Below are 16,883 nucleotides of genomic sequence, written 5' to 3'. Positions count from 1 at the left end.
GGGGTGGTTGGTACGGGCTAACCGATGCGTTCCACCACCAGGGGACGCTGAGTGGGCGGTTCGGGACCGATCTCGACCCCGCCTTCCAGGGCGGCGAGCGCGGCCGGGAGGCGGTCGGCGTCGTCGGCGTGGAGCACCAGCAGCGGCTCCCCCGCCTCGACCCGGTCGCCGGGCTTGTGGAGGCAGACGGCGCCGGCCGTCGGCGACACCGGGTCCTCCTTGCGGGACCGCCCTGCGCCCAGGCGCCAGGCGGCGACGCCGACGGCCCGGGCGTCGAGCCGTCGCAGGTACCCCGACGCCGGAGCGACGACCTCGTGCTGCACCGCGGCGACCGGCAGCTCGGCGTCCGGGTCGCCGTCCTGGGCCCGGATCATGGCGTCCCACACCGGCAGCGCCGCACCCGACGCCAGCACCTCCGCCGGATCGACCGCGTCGACCGCACCGGAGAGGCCCGACAGCGACAGCATCTCCCGGGCCATGGCCAGCGTCACCTCCACGAGGTCGGACGGACCCCCGCCCCGCAGCGTCGCCACCGACTCCGTGACCTCCAGGCCGTGCCCGCACGCGAGACCGAGAGGCGTGTCCATGTCGGTGATCAACGCCACCGTGCGGACCCCGTGGGCCTGACCCAACCCCACCATCGTCTCCGCCAGCCGCCGGGCCCGGTCGATCTCCGGCAGGAACGCCCCCGAGCCGACCTTCACGTCCAGCACCAGCGCGGAGGTGCCCTCGGCGATCTTCTTCGACATGATCGACGACGCGATCAGCGGGATCGCCTCGACGGTGGCGGTCACGTCGCGCAGGGCGTAGAGCTTGCGGTCGGCCGGGCACAGCGTGTCGCTGGCGGCGCAGATCACGGCCCCCACCGACCCCAGCTGGGCGACCACCTCCGCGTTCGACAGCGTCGCCCGCCACCCGGGGATCGCCTCCAGCTTGTCGAGCGTGCCGCCCGTGTGGCCCAGCCCCCGGCCCGACAGCTGCGGCACCGCCGCCCCGCACGCCGCCACCAGCGGCGCCAGCACCAGCGACACCTTGTCGCCCACGCCCCCGGTCGAGTGCTTGTCGACGGTCGGCCGGTCGACCGACGAGAGGTCGAGCCGGTCGCCGGAGTCGATCATCGCCTGCGTCCACACGGCCAGCTCGGTCGGCTCCATGTCGCGCAGCAGGATCGCCATGCACAGCGCCGCGGCCTGCTCGTCGGCGATCGTCCCGACCGTGTAGCCCTCCACGAAGAAGCGGATCTGCTCGTCGCTGAGCACGCCGCCGTCGCGCTTGGTGCGGATCACGTCGAGCACGTCGGTCGCCATCAGTCCTCCAGGTTCGACGGCCCGAAGGCGTCCGGCAGCCATTCGGACATCGGCCGCTCGTTCACCAGCAGACCCGCACCACCGGCCTCGAACAGCACCTGCCGGCAGCGCCCGCACGGCGCCAGGTACTCGCCGTCGGGCCCGCAGCAGGCCAGGGCGACCAGCCGTCCCCCGCCCGACGCGTGCAGTGCCGACACCAGCCCGCACTCGGCGCAGAGCGTCACCCCGTAGGAGGCGTTCTCCACGTTGCACCCCACCACGACCCGCCCGTCGTCCACCAGCCCGGCGGCCCCCACCCGGAACCCCGAGTAGGGCGCATAGGCCCGATCCCGCACCTCGACGGCGGCCGCCAACAGCTCATCCCACGGCATGCGCTGCATTCTGTCTTCGCTGAGCCCGGAATAGCCGGACCAGCGAAGACAGAACGACGGTCATCGGGGGCGTTCGTACGGCTGGCCCACCGCGGCGGGAGCGACCGACCGACCCACGGCGCCCGCGACGACGATGATCGTCACCACGTAGGGCAGCGCCTGCCAGAACTCGCTCGGGATCGAGAAGTCGCCGACGGAGACGTCGAGGATCTGCAGGCGGGTGCCCAGCGCCCGGGTGAAGCCGAACAGCATGGCCCCGGCGAAGGCGCTCCACGGCCGCCAGCGCCCGAAGATCAAAGCCGCCAGGGCGATGAAGCCGGCCCCGTTGGTCATGTTGTCCTGGAAGCCGCCCTGGCCCTCCATCGAGAACCACGCCCCGGCGAGCCCGGCGATCAGGCCGCCCAGGATCACCGCCTGGTAGCGGATCTTGATGACGTCGATGCCCAGCGTCTCGGCGGCGTGGGGGTTCTCGCCGACCGACCGCACCCGCAGCCCCCAGGGCGTCCGGAACATCACGAACCACGTCGCCGCCACGATCACGAACATCGAGAAGAAGATGGGCTTGTTGGTGAAGAGCTGGTCGCCGACGATCGGGATCTCCGACAGCAGCGGGATCGACAGCTCCGACGTGCTGATGCCGGTCGAGATGCCCTTGGGCACGATCACCTGGGAGCGCAGGAAGCTGGTGAGCCCCAGGGCCAGCAGGTTGATCACCACACCGGAGATGATCTGGTCGACCCGGAACGTGACCGACACCAGGGCGTGCAACGCCGCGATCAGGCCCCCGGTCAGCACGGCGGCGAGGATGCCGATCCACAGCCAGGTCGAGTCCTGGGCGTCGCCGAGCACGGCGTACACCGTGAAGCCGACGCCGGCAGCCCCCAGCATCATCCCCTCGATGCCGATGTTGACGACGCCGGAGCGCTCGCACCACAGCCCCGCCATGGCCCCGAGGGCGATCGGCGTGCCGAGCCGCAGCGACTCGACGACGAGCTGCACCAGGTTGGTCGACGGCGCCTCGGACAGCGCCAGCGACAGGATGACGACGAGCGGCGCCACCAGCACCGCGGCGACGCCCAGCGCCGCCCGGGTGTAGCGCTCCCACCGGGCCGAGCGCCCGAGCACCAGGGTCGCCACCGCGGCCAGCACGTAGTACGTGCCGATGGCGGCGATGATCGTGCGCGGCGAGAACGACACCTGCGCCGGGTCGGGCGGCATCTCCAGCGTGAAGGCCTTGCTGGTCCGCTCGAGGTTCGGTGTGACGTAGCCGACGAGCACCACGCCCAGCAGCCCGAACAGGACGGCGATGGTCTGGAACCGGTCGAGTCCCCGAGTGCGGCGCCGCACCGCCGGTGCCAGCGTCACGGCGCTCATGCCACGCCGCCCCACTGGGTGCCGAGCGTCGGCTCGTCGAAGCCGCCCTCGACCTTGGAGCGGATGCGGAAGACCGTGCGCACGATCACGTCGGCCGCCACGAACAGCAGCACCAGCGCCTGGACGATGCGCACGATGTCGATCGACAGCCCGGTCTCCTGCTGCATGAGCGGGGCGCCCGCCAGCATCGACCCCCAGAGCACGGCGGCCGGGACCACGGCGAACGGGTTGGCCCGGGCCAGCAGGGCGATGGCGATGGAGTCGAAGCCGATGGCGAGGAACACCCCGGGGCTGAGGAAGTGCGACGTGCCGCTGATCTCACCGGCCCCGGCGAGCCCGGCGAACCCACCGGCCGTCGCCATCACCGAGACGATCACGAGGCTGACCCCGACGCCGGCGTAGTGGGCGGCGTGCGGGTTGGCTCCCACCATCCGGATCTCGAACCCGTTGGTGGTGCGCTGCAGCACGAACCACACGAACACGCACAGCCCCAGCATGATCAGGAACCCGACGTGGAGCGGCGGCTGGCTGTCGACCAGCCGGGGCAGGCGGGCGCCCTCGGCGATGGTGGCGCTGCGGGCGACCGACGCCCCCTGGTCACGCAGGATCACCGGGTCGGTCGAGTTGACGATCCAGCGGATCAGCAGGAGGGCGATGTTGTTGAGCATGATCGTGGTGATCACCTCGTGGGCGCCCGTCCGCACCTTGAGGAGGCCGGGGATCAGCCCGTAGAGCCCGCCGCCCACGGCCCCGGCCACCAGCACGGCCAGGATGGCGAGGAGCCCGGGCAGGTCGTGCACCACGTCCCAGGTGCCGACCCAGGCGGCCACCGTCGCCCCCACGAGCAGCTGGCCCTCCACCCCGATGTTGAACAGGCCGGCCCGGAAGGCGAAGGCGACGGCCAGGGCGGCGCCGATGAACGGCGTCGAGCGCCCGAGCGAGGCGGCCACCCGGTCGCCGCTGCCGAACATGCCCCGCAGCAGCGCCCAGTAGGCGGTGAACGGGTTCTCGCCGACCAGCAGGATGATCACCCCGCCGACCAGCACCGCCAGGAGGATGGCGCAGATGGGGACGAGGATCGGCTGCAGGCTGAAGTAGCCACGCAGGAAGTCGACCGCCGAGCGGCCCGGCGGCCTCGGAGGGGTCTCGGTCGTGGTGGTCGTCACGACTCCCCCGCCCCGTCGGCTTCGTCCGGCCCCTGGGCGTCGTCGTGACCGCTGGCCATCAGGTACCCCACTGTGTCGCGCGAGGCCTCGGCCCGCGGGAAGTCGCCCACCAGGCGCCCGCGGAACAGCACGCCGATGCGGTCGGACAAGGTGAAGATCTCGTCGAGCTCGGCCGACACGAGGAGCACGGCGGCGCCCGCGTCGCGCATCTCGACGATGCGGTTGTGGATGAACTCGATCGACCCGACGTCGAGCCCCCGGGTCGGCTGCGCGACCACCAGCAGGCGCGGCTCGCCCGACAGCTCGCGGGCGATGATCACCTTCTGCTGGTTGCCGCCCGACAGCGTCCCCACCGGTACGTGGATGCCCGGCGTCCGCACGTCGTAGCGCTCGACCAGGTCGCGGGCCTGCTCGTCGATCTTGCGGGTCTGGCGGATGAAGCGACGGGCGAACGGCTTGCGCCCGAACGTGTTGAGCACCAGGTTGTCGGCGATGGTGAACGAGTCGACGACACCGTGCTTGTTGCGGTCCTCGGGCACGTGGCCGACCCCGAGCTCGTCGACCTGGCGGGGGCTGGCGCCGGTGATGTCGACGCCGTCGAGCTCCACCGTCCCGCCCAGCTTGGGCCGCATGCCGGTGATGGCCTCGACCAGCTCCCGCTGACCGTTGCCCTCCACGCCGGCGACGCCGAAGATCTCGCCGGCCCGCACGTCGAAGGAGAGGTCGGTGACGGCCGTGTAACCGCGGTCGTCGGCGACGTCGAGGTTCCGGATCTGCAGCGTGGCGTCGCCCGGGGTGGCCGGCTCCTTGTCGATCGACAGGATGATCTCGCGGCCGACCATCAGGGAGGCCAGCGTGGCCGGCGTCGCCTCGTCGGGGTCGGCCGAGCCGACGACCTTGCCGCGGCGGATCACGGTGATCCGGTCGGCCACCGCCAGCACCTCACGCAGCTTGTGCGTGATGAAGATGATCGACTTGCCCTGCTCGGTGAGGCTCCGCACGACACCGAAGAACTCGTCGACCTCGCCCGGTGTCAGGACGGCGGTGGGCTCGTCGAGGATGAGGATCGAGGCGTCCCGGTACAGCGCCTTGAGCAGCTCGACCCGCTGCTGCTGGCCGACCGAGAGGTCCTCGACCTTGGCGCCGGGGTCGACCGAGATGCCGAAGTCGGTGCTCAGGGCGGCGATGCGCTTGCGGGCCTCGTCGAGGTCGAGCAGCGGCCCCCGGCGCAGCTCCTCGCCCAGGATCACGTTCTCGGCCACGGTGAAGGCCTGCACCAGCTGGAAGTGCTGGTGGACCATGCCGATGCCGTGGGCGATGGCGTCGGCGGAGCTGCGGAACCGCACCGGCTCGCCCTCGACCAGCAGCTCGCCGGCATCGGGCTGGTAGAGCCCGAAGATCACGTTCATCAGCGTCGACTTGCCGGCGCCGTTCTCGCCGAGCAGGCAGTGGACCTCGCCCCGGCGCAGCGTCAGGTCGACGGCGTCGTTGGCGAGCACCCCGGGGAAGCGCTTGGTGACGCCCCGCGCCTCGAGGACGACGTCGGCGACCTCGGCGGCGGGCGGGTCGGTGGCGAGGCTGGTCATGGGGGGCTCCCGCTCGTACCGCGGGCGCCGACACCCATGGCGGCCGCGTCCGGTGCGGCCGAGCCGGTGGCGACGACCGGTGACGCGACGGAGGCGCGGGCCCGGAGCTGCTGAGCAGCGTCGCGGGCCCGCACCGTCACGTCACTTCGCCTTCGTGGCTGTAGCCGTCAGAGGGGCAGGCCGGTGACCGGGTCGACGCCCGTGTCGATCGACCCGTCCGACAGTCCGGCCCGGGCCTCCTCCAGCGCCGCGACGGCCTCTTCGGGCAGCTCGGCGTCGTGGAAGGGTGCGTAGGTGATGCCGTCGTTCGCAGCCTCGAGGGTGTAGAGGCCGCCGGCGAACTCGTCGGTCATCGAGGCGACGATGTTGCGGAAGACCGCCAGGTCGACCCGCTTCACCGCCGAGGTGGCCAGGAACTCGGACCCGGGAGCGTCGCCACCGTTGAAGGTGGTGAAGTACTCGTCCTGGTCGACGCCGATGGCCCACACGCCCTGCTCGGCAGCGGCGGCGATGCCACCGGAGCCGGTCTGGCCGCCGGCACCGAAGATGACGTCGGCGCCCTCGCCGATGAACTGGGCAGCGTCGGAGGCGCCCTTGTCGGGAGTGGTGAACGACTCGTTGAAGACCGACAGCACACGGATGTCGGGGTTCACCGACTGCGCACCGGTCTCGTAGGCGTTCACGAAGCGGACGACCGGGGGCACGTCCTCACGGCCGCCGACCACGCCGATCACGCCGCTCTCGCTGAGCGAGGCCGCCAGCACACCGGCCATGTAGCCGCCCTGGTCCTCACGGAACTGGACCCCGATGTAGTTCTCGGGGAACTCCTCCTGGAACTGGTCGACGCCGAGGAAGTCGACGTCGGGGTTCGCCTCGGCCGCCGCCAGCGTGTCGGTGGCGATCAGGAAGCCGTTGGTGATGACCACGTTCGGCGACGCGTCGAGCGTCGTGGCGATGTTCGTGGCGTAGTCGGCCTCGGAGACCGTCTCGATGTAGCTGGTCTCGAAGCCGAAGCAGTCCTTGGCCGCCTCCATCGCCTCGAAGGCGAACTGGTTGAAGGTGCCGTCGTCGACGCGGCCGATGTCGGTCACGAGGTTGACGCGGAAGCCATCGGGGGCCTCGACGCCGTCAGCCTTCGCCGCCTCGCACTCGTCGTCGAGCGTGACCGCCGGCGGGCCCTCCACCTCCCCGCTCGAACCGCCGCTGTCCTCCGTGGTGTCGCTGCCACTGTCGCTGGCCTCGTCGTCGTCGTCGCCGCATCCCGCAGCAACGACAGCGAGCGCCAGCACGATGGCCAGCGCCTTGAACCGCCGTTGAAGAATCATCCGTCCGTAGCTCCTGTCGTGGAACGTATGACCTGGGAAGTCATCGGCGCACCATAGTCATTTTTCCCAGTCGATCGAGGGAATGCCTGCCCAGACGGTCACACTTGTGACATCGCCGTAACCGATTCGTCACCGAACGCGGCCGTATGCCCGCAGAACGGTCAGAACGGTCAGGACGGCAGTGGTCGCTGCGGGCCCCGAGTGGCCGACGGTAGGTTCCACCTGGTGACGTCTCCGCCGCCGACCGACCCGTTCGCCCAGGCCGCCGAGGCCGCCAAGGCCCTCGCTGCCGCCACCGGGGTGACGGGCCACGACGTGGCGGTGGTGCTCGGCTCGGGCTGGCGGCCGGCCGCCGACCGGCTCGGCTCGGTGGCGGCCGAGATCGCCACCGACGGCCTCCCCGGCTTCCTGCCGTCCACCGTCGCCGGCCACGGCGGCGGGGTGCGCTCGATCGTGTCGCCGGGCGGCATGCGGGTGCTGGCGTTCGTCGGGCGGGTGCACGGTTACGAGGGGCACAAGCCCTCGGCGGTCGTCCACGCCGTGCGGACTGCCGCCGCCGCCGGGTGCCGGACCGTGGTGCTGACCAACGCCGCCGGCGGCATCCGGGAGGGCCTGGCGGTGGGCCAGCCGGTGCTGATCGCCGACCACCTCAACCTCACCGGCTCGTCGCCGCTGTCGGGGATGCTGCCCGACGACGTGCCGTCGCGCTTCGTCGACCTCACCGAGGCCTACTCGCCCCGGTTGCGGTCGCTGGCCCGCTCGGTCGACCCGTCGCTGGAGGAGGGGGTGTACGGCGCCCTGCCAGGACCGCACTACGAGACGCCGGCCGAGATCCGCATGCTGCGGGGCATGGGCGCCGACCTGGTGGGGATGTCGACGGTGTGGGAGACGATCGCCGCCCGCCACCTCGGCCTCGAGGTGCTGGGCCTGTCGCTGGTCACCAACCTGGCCGCCGGCCTCTCCGGTTCCCCCCTGTCGCACCAGGAAGTGATCGAGGCGGGCAAGGCGGCCGCCGAACGCATGGGGACGCTCCTCGCCCAGATCGTCGACCGGCTGTGAGCGACGAGTCGCTGCTCACCGCCGTCCGGGCCTGGCGGGACGAGGACCCCGACGCCGACACGCGGGCCGAGCTGGACGGGTTGCTGGCTGCGGGTGACGTCGCTCTCGTGGAGCTGCGGGACCGGTTCTCCGGGCCGCTCGAGTTCGGGACGGCCGGGCTGCGGGGCGAGATGGGGGCCGGGCCCAGCCGGATGAACGAGGCCGTGGTGTTGCGGGCGACCGCCGGGCTCGCGGCCTACCTGGTCGACTCCGGGCACGGGGGCGAGCCGGTGATCGTGGGGTTCGACGCCCGGCACAAGTCGTCGTCGTTCGCCGCCGCGGCCGCATCGGTGCTGGCGGGGGCCGGGTTCCGGGTGCTCCTGTGCGAGCGGCCGGTGCCGACGCCGCTGGTCGCCTTCGGGGTCCTGCACCTGGGCTGCTGCGCCGGCATCCAGGTGACCGCCAGCCACAACCCGCCCCGGGACAACGGCTACAAGGTGTACCTGGGCGACGGGGCCCAGATCGTGCCGCCGGCCGATGCCGAGATCGCCGCCCACATCGCCGCCGTCGGCCCTCTCACCGAAATTGCGACCGGAGAGGCCCGAAACGGGTCGGTTCTGTCGCAATTACAAGCGGTGTACGTCGAGCGGGCGGTGGCCACGGCGCTGCGGGTGCCGGTCGGGGCTCGCGACGTGCGGGTCGTCTACACGCCGATGCACGGGGTCGGCCGGGACGTGGTGCTGGCGGCGTTCGAACGGGCCGGGTTCCCGGCGCCGGCCGTGGTGGCCGAGCAGGCCGAGCCCGACCCGGACTTCCCCACCGTCGCCTTCCCCAACCCCGAGGAGCCCGGGGCGCTGGACCTGGCGCTCGCCCTGGCCCGGGCCGAGGACGCCGACGTCGTCCTGGCCAACGACCCCGACGCCGACCGCCTCGCCGTCGCCGTTCCTCTCCCTCTCTCGCAGGACGCGGGGGACGGGTGGCGGGCGCTCACCGGCGACGAGATCGGCGTGCTGCTGGCCGACTGGCTGCTGCGGCAGGGCGAGGGGCCGGACCGGCTGGTGGCGACGTCCATCGTCTCGTCGTCGCAGCTCGGGCGGCTGGCCGAGGCCCGGGGCGTCCACCACGCCGAGACGCTGACCGGCTTCAAGTGGATCGCCCGAGCCGCGCTGTCCCAGCCGAACCTCCAGTTCGTGTACGGCTACGAGGAGGCGCTGGGGTCGTGCGTCGGGACGCTGGTGCGCGACAAGGACGGCATCACCGCCGCCCTGGCGTTCGCCGAGCTGGTCGCCAACGAGCGGGTCCGGGGCCGCAGCGTCCTCGACCGGCTCGACGACCTGGCCCGCGAGCTGGGCGTCCACGCCACCCGCCAGCGCTCGATCCCGGGCGTGGGGGCCGACGTGGTCGACCGGCTGGCGGACTCGCCACCGTCCACGATCGCCGGCCGCCCCGTCACCGCGGTGGAGGACCTCCGGCGCGGCGACCGCCTCCCCCCGACCGACGGCGTGGTCCTGCGAGCCGACGGCGCCCGCCTCATCATCCGCCCGTCCGGCACCGAGCCGAAGCTCAAGTGCTACGCCGAAGCCGTGGTCCCCGTCGACCCCTCGACCGACCTCCCCACCGCCCGCGCCCAGGCCACCGCCACCGTCGACACCCTGCTGACCGAGGCCGCCACCCTGGTCGGTTGACAGCTGAAGTCCGGGTGCCGCTCCCCCGCTGTCCGACGCCGACGCCCTCGCCGGATGACGCCGACGGCTACGGCTTCGGCTTCGGCTACGCGGTGCCGAAGAGGCGGTCGCCGGCGTCGCCCAGGCCGGGGACGATGAAGGCCCGGTCGTTGAGGTGGTCGTCGACGGCGGCGGTCACGATGCGCTCCACCAGGCCGGACGCCTCCATGTGGCGCAGGCCCTCGGGCGCCGCCAGCACGCAGACGCCGGTCATCGGGCCGGCGCCCCGGTCGCGGAGCAGCTGGCAGGCGTGGGCCAGGGAGCCGCCGGTCGCCACCATGGGGTCGAGCAGCAGCACCGGGCGGCCGGCCAGGTCGGCGGGCACGGAGTTCATGTAGGGCTCCGGCTCGAAGGTCTCCTCGTTGCGGGACAGCCCGACGAACGCCGTGTCGGTCTCGGGCAGCAGCCGCAGCACCGCGCCGTGGAGGCCGAGGCCGGCGCGCAACACCGGCACCACCAGCGGCGGCTCGATGATGCGCACCCCGCTCGCCGGTCCGAGCGGCGTCTGCACCTCCACCGGCTCGGTCGGCAGGGTGCGGCAGGCCTCGTAGACCAGCATGCCGGCCAGCTCGTCGACGGCGAGCCGGAACGCGGCCCGGTCGGTGCTCTCGTCTCGCAGGCGGGTGAGCAGGCGGGCGGCCAGCGGGTGGTCGACGATCGTGACGTCCATACGGCCCGGCAGTCTCGCGGATCATGGCCACCGGGACAGGTACGCCCCAGAAATCGCCCCCACTCGGCCTCGGGGAGTGGCCGGGCTGACTACCGTCCGCGCGTGTCTCGGCGGAGAACCTGTCTGCTCGTCCTCTTGCTGCTCGCGTGCGCGGTGGCGGCCGACATCTCCCCTCGGGAGGGGACGGCCACGTTCACCGACCTGACCGGCGGCGGCGCCTGCTCGTTCCCCGGCGAACCGCCCGACAACCTGCACGTGGGCATCTCGTCGGCGGAGTTCGGCACCGCGGACGTGTGCGGTGCCTACCTCGACGTCGTTGGGCCCCAGGGGTCGGTGCGGGTCAAGGTCACCGACCACTGCCGGCGCTGCTCGGAGGGGCTGGTCGACGTGACCCGCAAGGCGTTCGCCCAGATCGCCGACGTGTCGGCGGGGCGGGCCTCGGTGTCGTACCGGGTCGTGCGGAACCCCGCGCTGCGGAACCCGATCTCGATCCGGATCAGCGAGGGCGCGACCCGCTGGTGGTTCCAGCTCCAGGTGCTCGACCACGGCAACCCGTTGCGGTCGGTCGAGCTGTCGACGTCGGGCTCGGGCGACTGGCGGTCGCTCACCCACACGGCCGACAACTGGTGGCAGGCGTCGAGCCCGGGCCCCGGCGACGGTCCGTTCACCCTCCGCATCACCGATGTCTACGACCAGTCGGTGACGGTCTACGACGTCCCTCTCGCGCCCGGCGCGACCCGGCACACCGTCGCCCGCCTCTACCAGCCGTCGGTCCCGGCACCTGCCCCGAGCTCGACGTCGTCTACCTCCACGACCTCCACGACGTCCACCTCGGTGTCGACGTCGACCACGACGACCCCGCCCTCGGAGTCGGCCGCCGCCCCGCCCGCGTCGCCGCCTCGACCCGCGGGCCGGAGCAGCGACGACGGTCCTCTGGCCTCGGTGTTCGTCGTCCTCGCCGCGCTCGCGGTGGCCGCCCGGATCTACACCCGTCGCCGCCGCCCCGGCCGGTTGCGACCCCTCGACCGCCTCCGCCAGGCCTGGCCGCGCTAGCCCTTAGGTCTGGCTCCCGCTCTCCAGGAACGCCGCGAACTCTTCGAGCGAGACCCGGCCGTCGCCGTCGACGTCGAGCTCGGCCAGGATGGCGGCCGCCTTCTCCTCGCTGACCTCCTGGCCCAGCACCTGCATGAGCCGGTGCAGCTCGTCGACGCTGACCAGCCCGTCGCTGTCGCCGTCGACGAGCGCGAACGTGGCCGCGTACTTCTCGGTGTCGGTCATTCCCAGCCTCCCTGTCCGGCGTGCTCCAAGGCCTCCAAGGTCTAGTCGCCCATCCCGAGCAGCAGGTCGCGCAACGTCCCTGCCAGCTCCTGCTGCCGTCGGACGCCGAGCCCGGTGAGGATCTCCCGCTCGGTCGCCAGGTGGGCCTCGACCACCGCCTCGACCAGATCGAACCCCTCGGTGGTGAGGCGGACCAGGACCTTGCGCCGGTCGTCGCCGGTCTGCGTGCGCTCCACGAGACCCCGCTCCTCGAGCCGGTCGATGCGGTGGGTGACGGCACCGGTGGTGACCATGGTCTGGCGCACCAGGTCGCCGGCAGTCAGGGCGTAGGGCTCGCCGGAGCGGCGCAGCGTGGCCAGCACGTCGTACATCCAGTCCTGGAGGCCGAAGCGGGCGAAGTTCTGACCGAGGCGCCGATCGACGAGCCTCGACAGCCGGGACACCCGCCCGATCACCTCGACCGGCGAGTGGTCGAGGTCGGGTCGGACGTCGCGCCACTGGCTCGTGATCCGGTCGACGGCGTCGTGTTGTCGTTGCGACTGTGGCACGCAGATATCTTAACGTTAAGATATTCGACGTGAAGCGGACCGCGGGAGCCACCGTCCTGGCCCCCATCTCCTGGGGCACGACCTACGTCATCGTCACCGAGCTGCTCCCCGACGACCGCCCCCTGCTGGTGGCGGCGATGCGGGTCGTGCCGGCTGGGCTGGTGCTGCTGCTGGTAGGGACCGTGACGTCGGGCTGGCGGCGCCCCCGTAGCGACGAGTGGGTGCGGACCGGACTGCTGGCGCTGTTCAACTTCGGCCTCTTCTTCCCGCTGCTGATCGTCGGCGTGTACCGGCTGCCCGGGGGCGTGGCGGCGGCGTTCGGCGGGCTGCAGCCGCTGCTGGTGGGGGCGCTGTCGTGGCTGATCAGCAAACGGCGGCCGCGACCTCTCGACGTGGCGGTCGGTGTCGCCGCGGCCGTGGGCGTCGGGCTGGTGGTGCTGCAGCCCGGTGCGGGGCTCGACGCCGTCGGACTCCTGGCCGCGGGTGGGGCCAACCTGTCGTTCGCTCTGGCCATCGTGCTGACCAAGCGCTTTCCGGCGCCGGCCGACCGCCTCGCCGCCACGGCGTGGCAGCTGCTGCTGGGCGGGTTGCTGCTGGTGCCGTTGGCGTTGGCGGTGGAGGGAACCCCGCCGGCGTTCACGGGACGCAGCGTCGCCGGCTTCGCCTACCTCAGCCTGGTGGGGACCGGGCTGGCGTACGTGCTGTGGCTCCAGGGGGTCCGCCGCCTGCCCGCCGCTGCTCCCCCGCTGCTGGGCCTGGCCGCCCCGGTCACCGGTGCGGTGCTCGGCTGGCTCGTCCTCGACGAGGCCCTGACGCCCCTCCAGCTCACCGGCTTCGTCCTCGCCCTGTCCGCCATCGCCTACGGCGCCACCCTCCCGAACGATGATTGGGCCCCCGACACCCTGCGCTAGGGTGTCAACTCCCTCCGGGAGATCCCGGTGCCACGTCGGAGTGGCGGAATTGGCAGACGCGCTAGGTTGAGGGCCTAGTGTCCGTTAAGGACGTGGGGGTTCAAGTCCCCCCTCCGACACTGGGTATTCGGGTCGTTGCGGGTCGAAACCCAAGAATCCCGTGTCGAAGCGGTGTCCCAAGCTTTGGGCCGCTTCGCACGTTCACCGGGTGCCATGCGTGCGCCCGGATCCCGTTCAGTTGACCCTTCGCCGGTACCTCCGGCGCGTCTCGCGGAGCTTCTCGTGAGCGCCGCGGCGACGATCGTGTCGGCCCCGGCCCCGGACGCCTCGGGGTTGGTGCCCGCGGGGATGCCGGTACGGCAGGGACGCCTGCACCTGGGCCGGATCCGGCACTGGCTGCCCCTCGACGGCCCGGTCGTCGTGGTCGCCGGCTTCGGGACCGCGGCATGGCTGGGCGCACCGGGTGACCAGCCGCCCGACCTGGGCCGCCACGTCTACCGCTCGACCGCCACGGTCGACCGCCGGGGCCGCGTGGTGTTGGACCGCCGCTCCCGTGCGTGGCTGGCCGTCGACGACCCGGCGTCGTTCGAGGCGGTGGCCATGCCGATGGCCCGCCCGGCCGGCGTGGTGGTGGTCCCGGTCGAGGACTACGCCCGCCGCATCGAGGCGGTGACTCCATGACCGCGGACCGACCGGCAGCGCAGTTCTGGGCGCGGGCCGAGGAGGAGCGACGCGCCCTTCTGGCTGCGTTCGCGGCCGAGGCCCGGGGGCGCATGTCGGACGCCGGCGGTATCGACTCGGAAGAGCTGCCCCGGCAGGGCCGTCGCATCCTGGCATGGCTGGCCGAGACCGACGACCCGACCGTCGACGGTGTCGTCGATCTGCTCGCCGCAGCCCGCCGGGCCGGCCGGCGCGAGGGCCCGGGGGTGGGGCTATGAGCACCACGACCCTCGCTGCGGTCTGCGAGCGGGTCCGCCCGGAGCTGGCCAGCCTCGGCGATCTCGGCGCTGCCCTGGTCGCCACCTTGGGTGTGGTCGAGCGGGCCGGCGGCGGCCGCGGCGCTGACGCGCTTGTGGACCCGGGGTTCGCGATCGACGTGTTGACCGCCGAGCCGGGTGTCGACCCGGCGCTGGTGGGCCGGGTGCTCGACTACCTCCGTTCCCGGGAAGGCTGCGCCGCCGTCGTCGGGTCACCCGAGTTCCGGCTGCCGTCGGTCACGCTGGCCGATGCCATCGCCAGCTACGAGGCTGGGCCGCTGGCGTTGATGTCCGCAGGCACCGGCCGCACCTACAAGACCTGGACCCGGCGCCTCGCCGCCGCCCACGCGGACGACTCACCCGGGGTGTTGACGGCCGGTGACTTGAAGGACCTCATCGCGAAGCACGTGCTCGCCGGTCGCCGGGAAGACGAGCGCCGTCGCTCGGGGCGGTCGGCGGAGGAGAACGCGGTTGGGGCGTTCCGCAGCCTGTGGGGCTACTTCGTGGAGAAGGGCTGGGCGGACGAGAACGTCGCCCTGCGGCTCGCCAAGCCCGGGCGGGCGGAGCCGAACCGCCGGCCGATACAGCCAGACGAGGCCGTCCTGCTGCGCCACCTGGCGAAGGCGACCGGCCGGGACCCGCTGCTCGACGAGATCACCCTCACCCTCCCCGAGCGGCTCGGCCTGCGCCGGATCGAGCTGTGCCGGCTCCGGCTCTGCGACCTCGACCTGGAACGGAACGAGCTCGAGGTGTGGGGCAAGGGCGACAAGCCCCGCACCATGCCGCTGCCGCCCGGGCTTGCCGCGCTCCTCGCTATCTACGTCGAGGACCGGCGTCCCGGGCACCTGTCGTCGGCGGAATGGCTGACCAGCGAGGAGGGCCTGCTGCGGTCCCGGCCGACCCCGGCGCACCCGCTGGGCCGGGCGGCGGGGCGCCGGCGCATCGAGGACCTCTTCGAGAGGCTCCGGGCCACGGCACCGCAGGTCTTCGCCAAGGGCGACGTCTCATTGCACTCCTACCGCCACGCCCTCGGCACCTTCGTCGACGCCCGCTACGGCCGGGCCGTCACCCGTGCCGTCCTCGGCCACACCTCCCGGCGGTCGGCCACCGACTTCTACGTCCACGTGACGATGGAGCAGAAGGCCGAAGCCATCGCCGACCACGAAGCCCACGTCATCGCCCATGACCCCAAGGAGGCATCGGCGTGATCGCGCAAGAGGTGCTCGACCTCGACCCTGCCGAGGCGACGCCGGCCGAGCTGCAGGCCGCCGCCCGCGATGCCTACCGCCAGGCCGCCGCGACCGGGACGCCACCCACCGGCGCCGAGCTCGGCCGCTGGTTCGGTCGTTCCGGCCGCTGGGGCCGCGACCGCATCGCCGAATGCCGCTCGACCGACAACGGCAAAGCCTCTGCAGCGATCGCAGCGCTACCCGCCGACGACCGCAGCACCCTCGCAGCGCCCGCAGCGCCGCCCGGCAGCAACGGCAGCCACGACGCTGCCACTTCCGTCGACGGCGAGCCCAATGGCAGCCATGTGGCAGCCACGGCAGTGCCGCCCGGCAACGGCGAGAGCCTGACGGCTGCCACGGGGATGCCGGAGGAGATGCGGAGCCGGCGGATCATCCGCTGGATCACCACTACCGCCGTCATCGTTGTCGCCGCCTGTGCCGCCCGGTCGTCCTACGAGCACCAACGCACGGTCGTGGAGATGGCGGGCAACCCCGAGGCCGCCTGGTATCTGCCCCTGTCGGTCGACGGCATGATGCTCGTCGCCTCGCTCAACATGCTCGTCCGACGCTGGGACGGCCACCCCGCCGGCAGCCTCACGTGGACCGCTCTCCTGCTCGGCGCTACCGCCTCCCTGGCCGCCAACATCGCCGCCGCCCCACCCACCTTGATCGGCCGCCTCGTCGCCGCCTGGTCCCCCATCTGCCTCGCCGTCTCCTACGAGCTCCTCATGCAACAACTCCCCCACCGCCCGAGCCCGGAAGAGCGCCGGACATAGACGCTCGACCCTGCGCCTCACACATGCCAGGGATCAGGAGCTGCGGCTGAGCCGACGCCGTTGTCGAGCGTGAAGACCTTCGAGCAGCGCACGGTGACGGGCCACGTCACCCTCGATCCCGGCCGCTACGCGTTCTTCTGCCCCTGTCAGGACACTTCGAGGCGGGCATGAAAGGCGTACTCGAAGTCCGCTGACCGGAGGAGACCCACTGGAGATCACATCGAGACCGACCGGCGCGGTCGCGCCTTGTCGCCGTCTTCGGCGGCATCACCGGGCTAGCCCTGCCCTGTGAATGGCAGAGCCAGAGAGGCGCTCCTTCGTTCCCGCCTGCTGCTACTCGATGCCGACGATGAGCGCGAACACACCAAGCAGTATCGCTACCAGGCCGACCGCGGCAAGTCCCGGTACGAGGTAGAACCAGGTTCTCTCGAGCGTCGTCAAATCGAGCCATCGTGACCCTTCTGAGACCCGGCCACTCTTTCGCTGGTGATTGAGCGCGCGCCAACCTCCATTCGGTCTCACCAGTAGCAGATACGCCAATCCTGCAAGCAATAGAGCGACGCCACCAGAGCTGACTAACGGTTGCTCATAGACCTCAACATC

The 16,883-nt window shown here is 72.2% G+C and carries 18 protein-coding genes and 1 tRNA gene; 9 read left to right on the top strand and 10 right to left on the bottom strand.

All coding sequences use genetic code 11. The features are described 5' to 3' along the window. Window positions 1-17: 17 nt before the first annotated feature. The 6 genes from VK611_29765 to VK611_29740 form a co-directional block, all read right to left on the bottom strand. The gene (locus VK611_29765; GenBank protein HMG45557.1) at window positions 18-1,307 is read right to left on the bottom strand and encodes a thymidine phosphorylase; all 1,290 of its coding nucleotides are present in this window, start codon (window positions 1,305-1,307) and stop codon (window positions 18-20) included. Next, window positions 1,307-1,678, bottom strand: a complete 372-nt coding sequence (locus tag VK611_29760) for a cytidine deaminase (protein ID HMG45556.1) — start codon at window positions 1,676-1,678, stop codon at window positions 1,307-1,309. The genes VK611_29765 and VK611_29760 overlap by 1 nt, the downstream gene beginning before the upstream one ends. A gap of 60 nt (window positions 1,679-1,738) precedes the next feature. Then, window positions 1,739-3,052, bottom strand: a complete 1,314-nt coding sequence (locus tag VK611_29755) for an ABC transporter permease (protein ID HMG45555.1) — start codon at window positions 3,050-3,052, stop codon at window positions 1,739-1,741. Next, window positions 3,049-4,218: an ABC transporter permease gene (locus tag VK611_29750; protein ID HMG45554.1), complete on the bottom strand. Its 1,170-nt coding sequence runs from the start codon at window positions 4,216-4,218 to the stop codon at window positions 3,049-3,051. Before VK611_29750 ends, VK611_29755 begins: the two co-directional genes overlap by 4 nt. Next, complete coding sequence (locus VK611_29745; GenBank protein HMG45553.1) at window positions 4,215-5,804, bottom strand: ABC transporter ATP-binding protein; 1,590 nt, start codon at window positions 5,802-5,804, stop codon at window positions 4,215-4,217. Before VK611_29745 ends, VK611_29750 begins: the two co-directional genes overlap by 4 nt. Window positions 5,805-5,971: 167 nt before the next feature. Next, window positions 5,972-7,129 carry a BMP family ABC transporter substrate-binding protein gene (locus tag VK611_29740; protein ID HMG45552.1) on the bottom strand — a complete coding sequence of 386 codons (1,158 nt, stop codon included), beginning with the start codon at window positions 7,127-7,129 and terminating at the stop codon, window positions 5,972-5,974. A 225-nt stretch (window positions 7,130-7,354) separates the two neighbouring features. On the opposite strand from VK611_29740, the gene VK611_29735 reads away from it, so the two are divergent. Beyond that, on the top strand, window positions 7,355-8,188 hold the full coding sequence (locus VK611_29735) for a purine-nucleoside phosphorylase (GenBank protein ID HMG45551.1): 834 nt from the start codon (window positions 7,355-7,357) through the stop codon (window positions 8,186-8,188). Continuing rightward, window positions 8,185-9,852, top strand: a complete 1,668-nt coding sequence (locus VK611_29730; protein HMG45550.1) for a phospho-sugar mutase — start codon at window positions 8,185-8,187, stop codon at window positions 9,850-9,852. Before VK611_29735 ends, VK611_29730 begins: the two co-directional genes overlap by 4 nt. An 85-nt stretch (window positions 9,853-9,937) precedes the next feature. Here VK611_29730 and upp read toward each other — a convergent pair whose 3' ends face one another. After that, the gene (upp, locus tag VK611_29725) at window positions 9,938-10,561 is read right to left on the bottom strand and encodes a uracil phosphoribosyltransferase (protein ID HMG45549.1); all 624 of its coding nucleotides are present in this window, start codon (window positions 10,559-10,561) and stop codon (window positions 9,938-9,940) included. A gap of 102 nt (window positions 10,562-10,663) precedes the next feature. Between upp and VK611_29720 the strand changes: the two genes are divergently transcribed. Further along, window positions 10,664-11,614, top strand: a complete 951-nt coding sequence (locus tag VK611_29720) for an expansin EXLX1 family cellulose-binding protein (GenBank protein HMG45548.1) — start codon at window positions 10,664-10,666, stop codon at window positions 11,612-11,614. 3 nt (window positions 11,615-11,617) lie between these two features. Here VK611_29720 and VK611_29715 read toward each other — a convergent pair whose 3' ends face one another. Then, window positions 11,618-11,839, bottom strand: coding sequence for an EF-hand domain-containing protein (locus tag VK611_29715; protein HMG45547.1), 222 nt, complete (start codon window positions 11,837-11,839; stop codon window positions 11,618-11,620). Window positions 11,840-11,880: 41 nt separating this feature from the next. After that, the gene (locus tag VK611_29710) at window positions 11,881-12,387 is read right to left on the bottom strand and encodes a MarR family transcriptional regulator (GenBank protein ID HMG45546.1); all 507 of its coding nucleotides are present in this window, start codon (window positions 12,385-12,387) and stop codon (window positions 11,881-11,883) included. 29 nt (window positions 12,388-12,416) lie between these two features. Here VK611_29710 and VK611_29705 point away from each other — a divergent pair, with 29 nt between their 5' ends. The 6 genes from VK611_29705 (at window position 12,417) to VK611_29680 (ending at window position 16,280) form a co-directional block, all read left to right on the top strand. After that, on the top strand, window positions 12,417-13,298 hold the full coding sequence (locus VK611_29705) for an EamA family transporter (GenBank protein HMG45545.1): 882 nt from the start codon (window positions 12,417-12,419) through the stop codon (window positions 13,296-13,298). A gap of 34 nt (window positions 13,299-13,332) precedes the next feature. Then, window positions 13,333-13,417 (top strand) — tRNA-Leu (locus VK611_29700). 163 nt (window positions 13,418-13,580) lie between these two features. Next, a complete protein-coding gene (locus VK611_29695; protein HMG45544.1) occupies window positions 13,581-13,979 on the top strand; it encodes a hypothetical protein in 399 nt (132 codons plus the stop codon). Then, the gene (locus tag VK611_29690; protein HMG45543.1) at window positions 13,976-14,236 is read left to right on the top strand and encodes a hypothetical protein; all 261 of its coding nucleotides are present in this window, start codon (window positions 13,976-13,978) and stop codon (window positions 14,234-14,236) included. Before VK611_29695 ends, VK611_29690 begins: the two co-directional genes overlap by 4 nt. Next, window positions 14,233-15,483, top strand: coding sequence for a tyrosine-type recombinase/integrase (locus VK611_29685; protein HMG45542.1), 1,251 nt, complete (start codon window positions 14,233-14,235; stop codon window positions 15,481-15,483). The genes VK611_29690 and VK611_29685 overlap by 4 nt, the downstream gene beginning before the upstream one ends. Further along, the gene (locus tag VK611_29680; GenBank protein HMG45541.1) at window positions 15,480-16,280 is read left to right on the top strand and encodes a DUF2637 domain-containing protein; all 801 of its coding nucleotides are present in this window, start codon (window positions 15,480-15,482) and stop codon (window positions 16,278-16,280) included. The genes VK611_29685 and VK611_29680 overlap by 4 nt, the downstream gene beginning before the upstream one ends. Before the next feature lie 333 nt (window positions 16,281-16,613). On the opposite strand, the gene VK611_29675 is transcribed toward VK611_29680, so the two are convergent. Further along, on the bottom strand, window positions 16,614-16,883 hold a 270-nt coding region (locus VK611_29675; protein HMG45540.1), incomplete at its 5' end, for a hypothetical protein.

The sequence above is a fragment of the Acidimicrobiales bacterium genome (assembly GCA_035316325.1).
Lineage (GTDB): Bacteria > Actinomycetota > Acidimicrobiia > Acidimicrobiales > VFJN01 > DASXTK01.
This window is presented reverse-complemented; position numbering and strand designations above follow the sequence as displayed.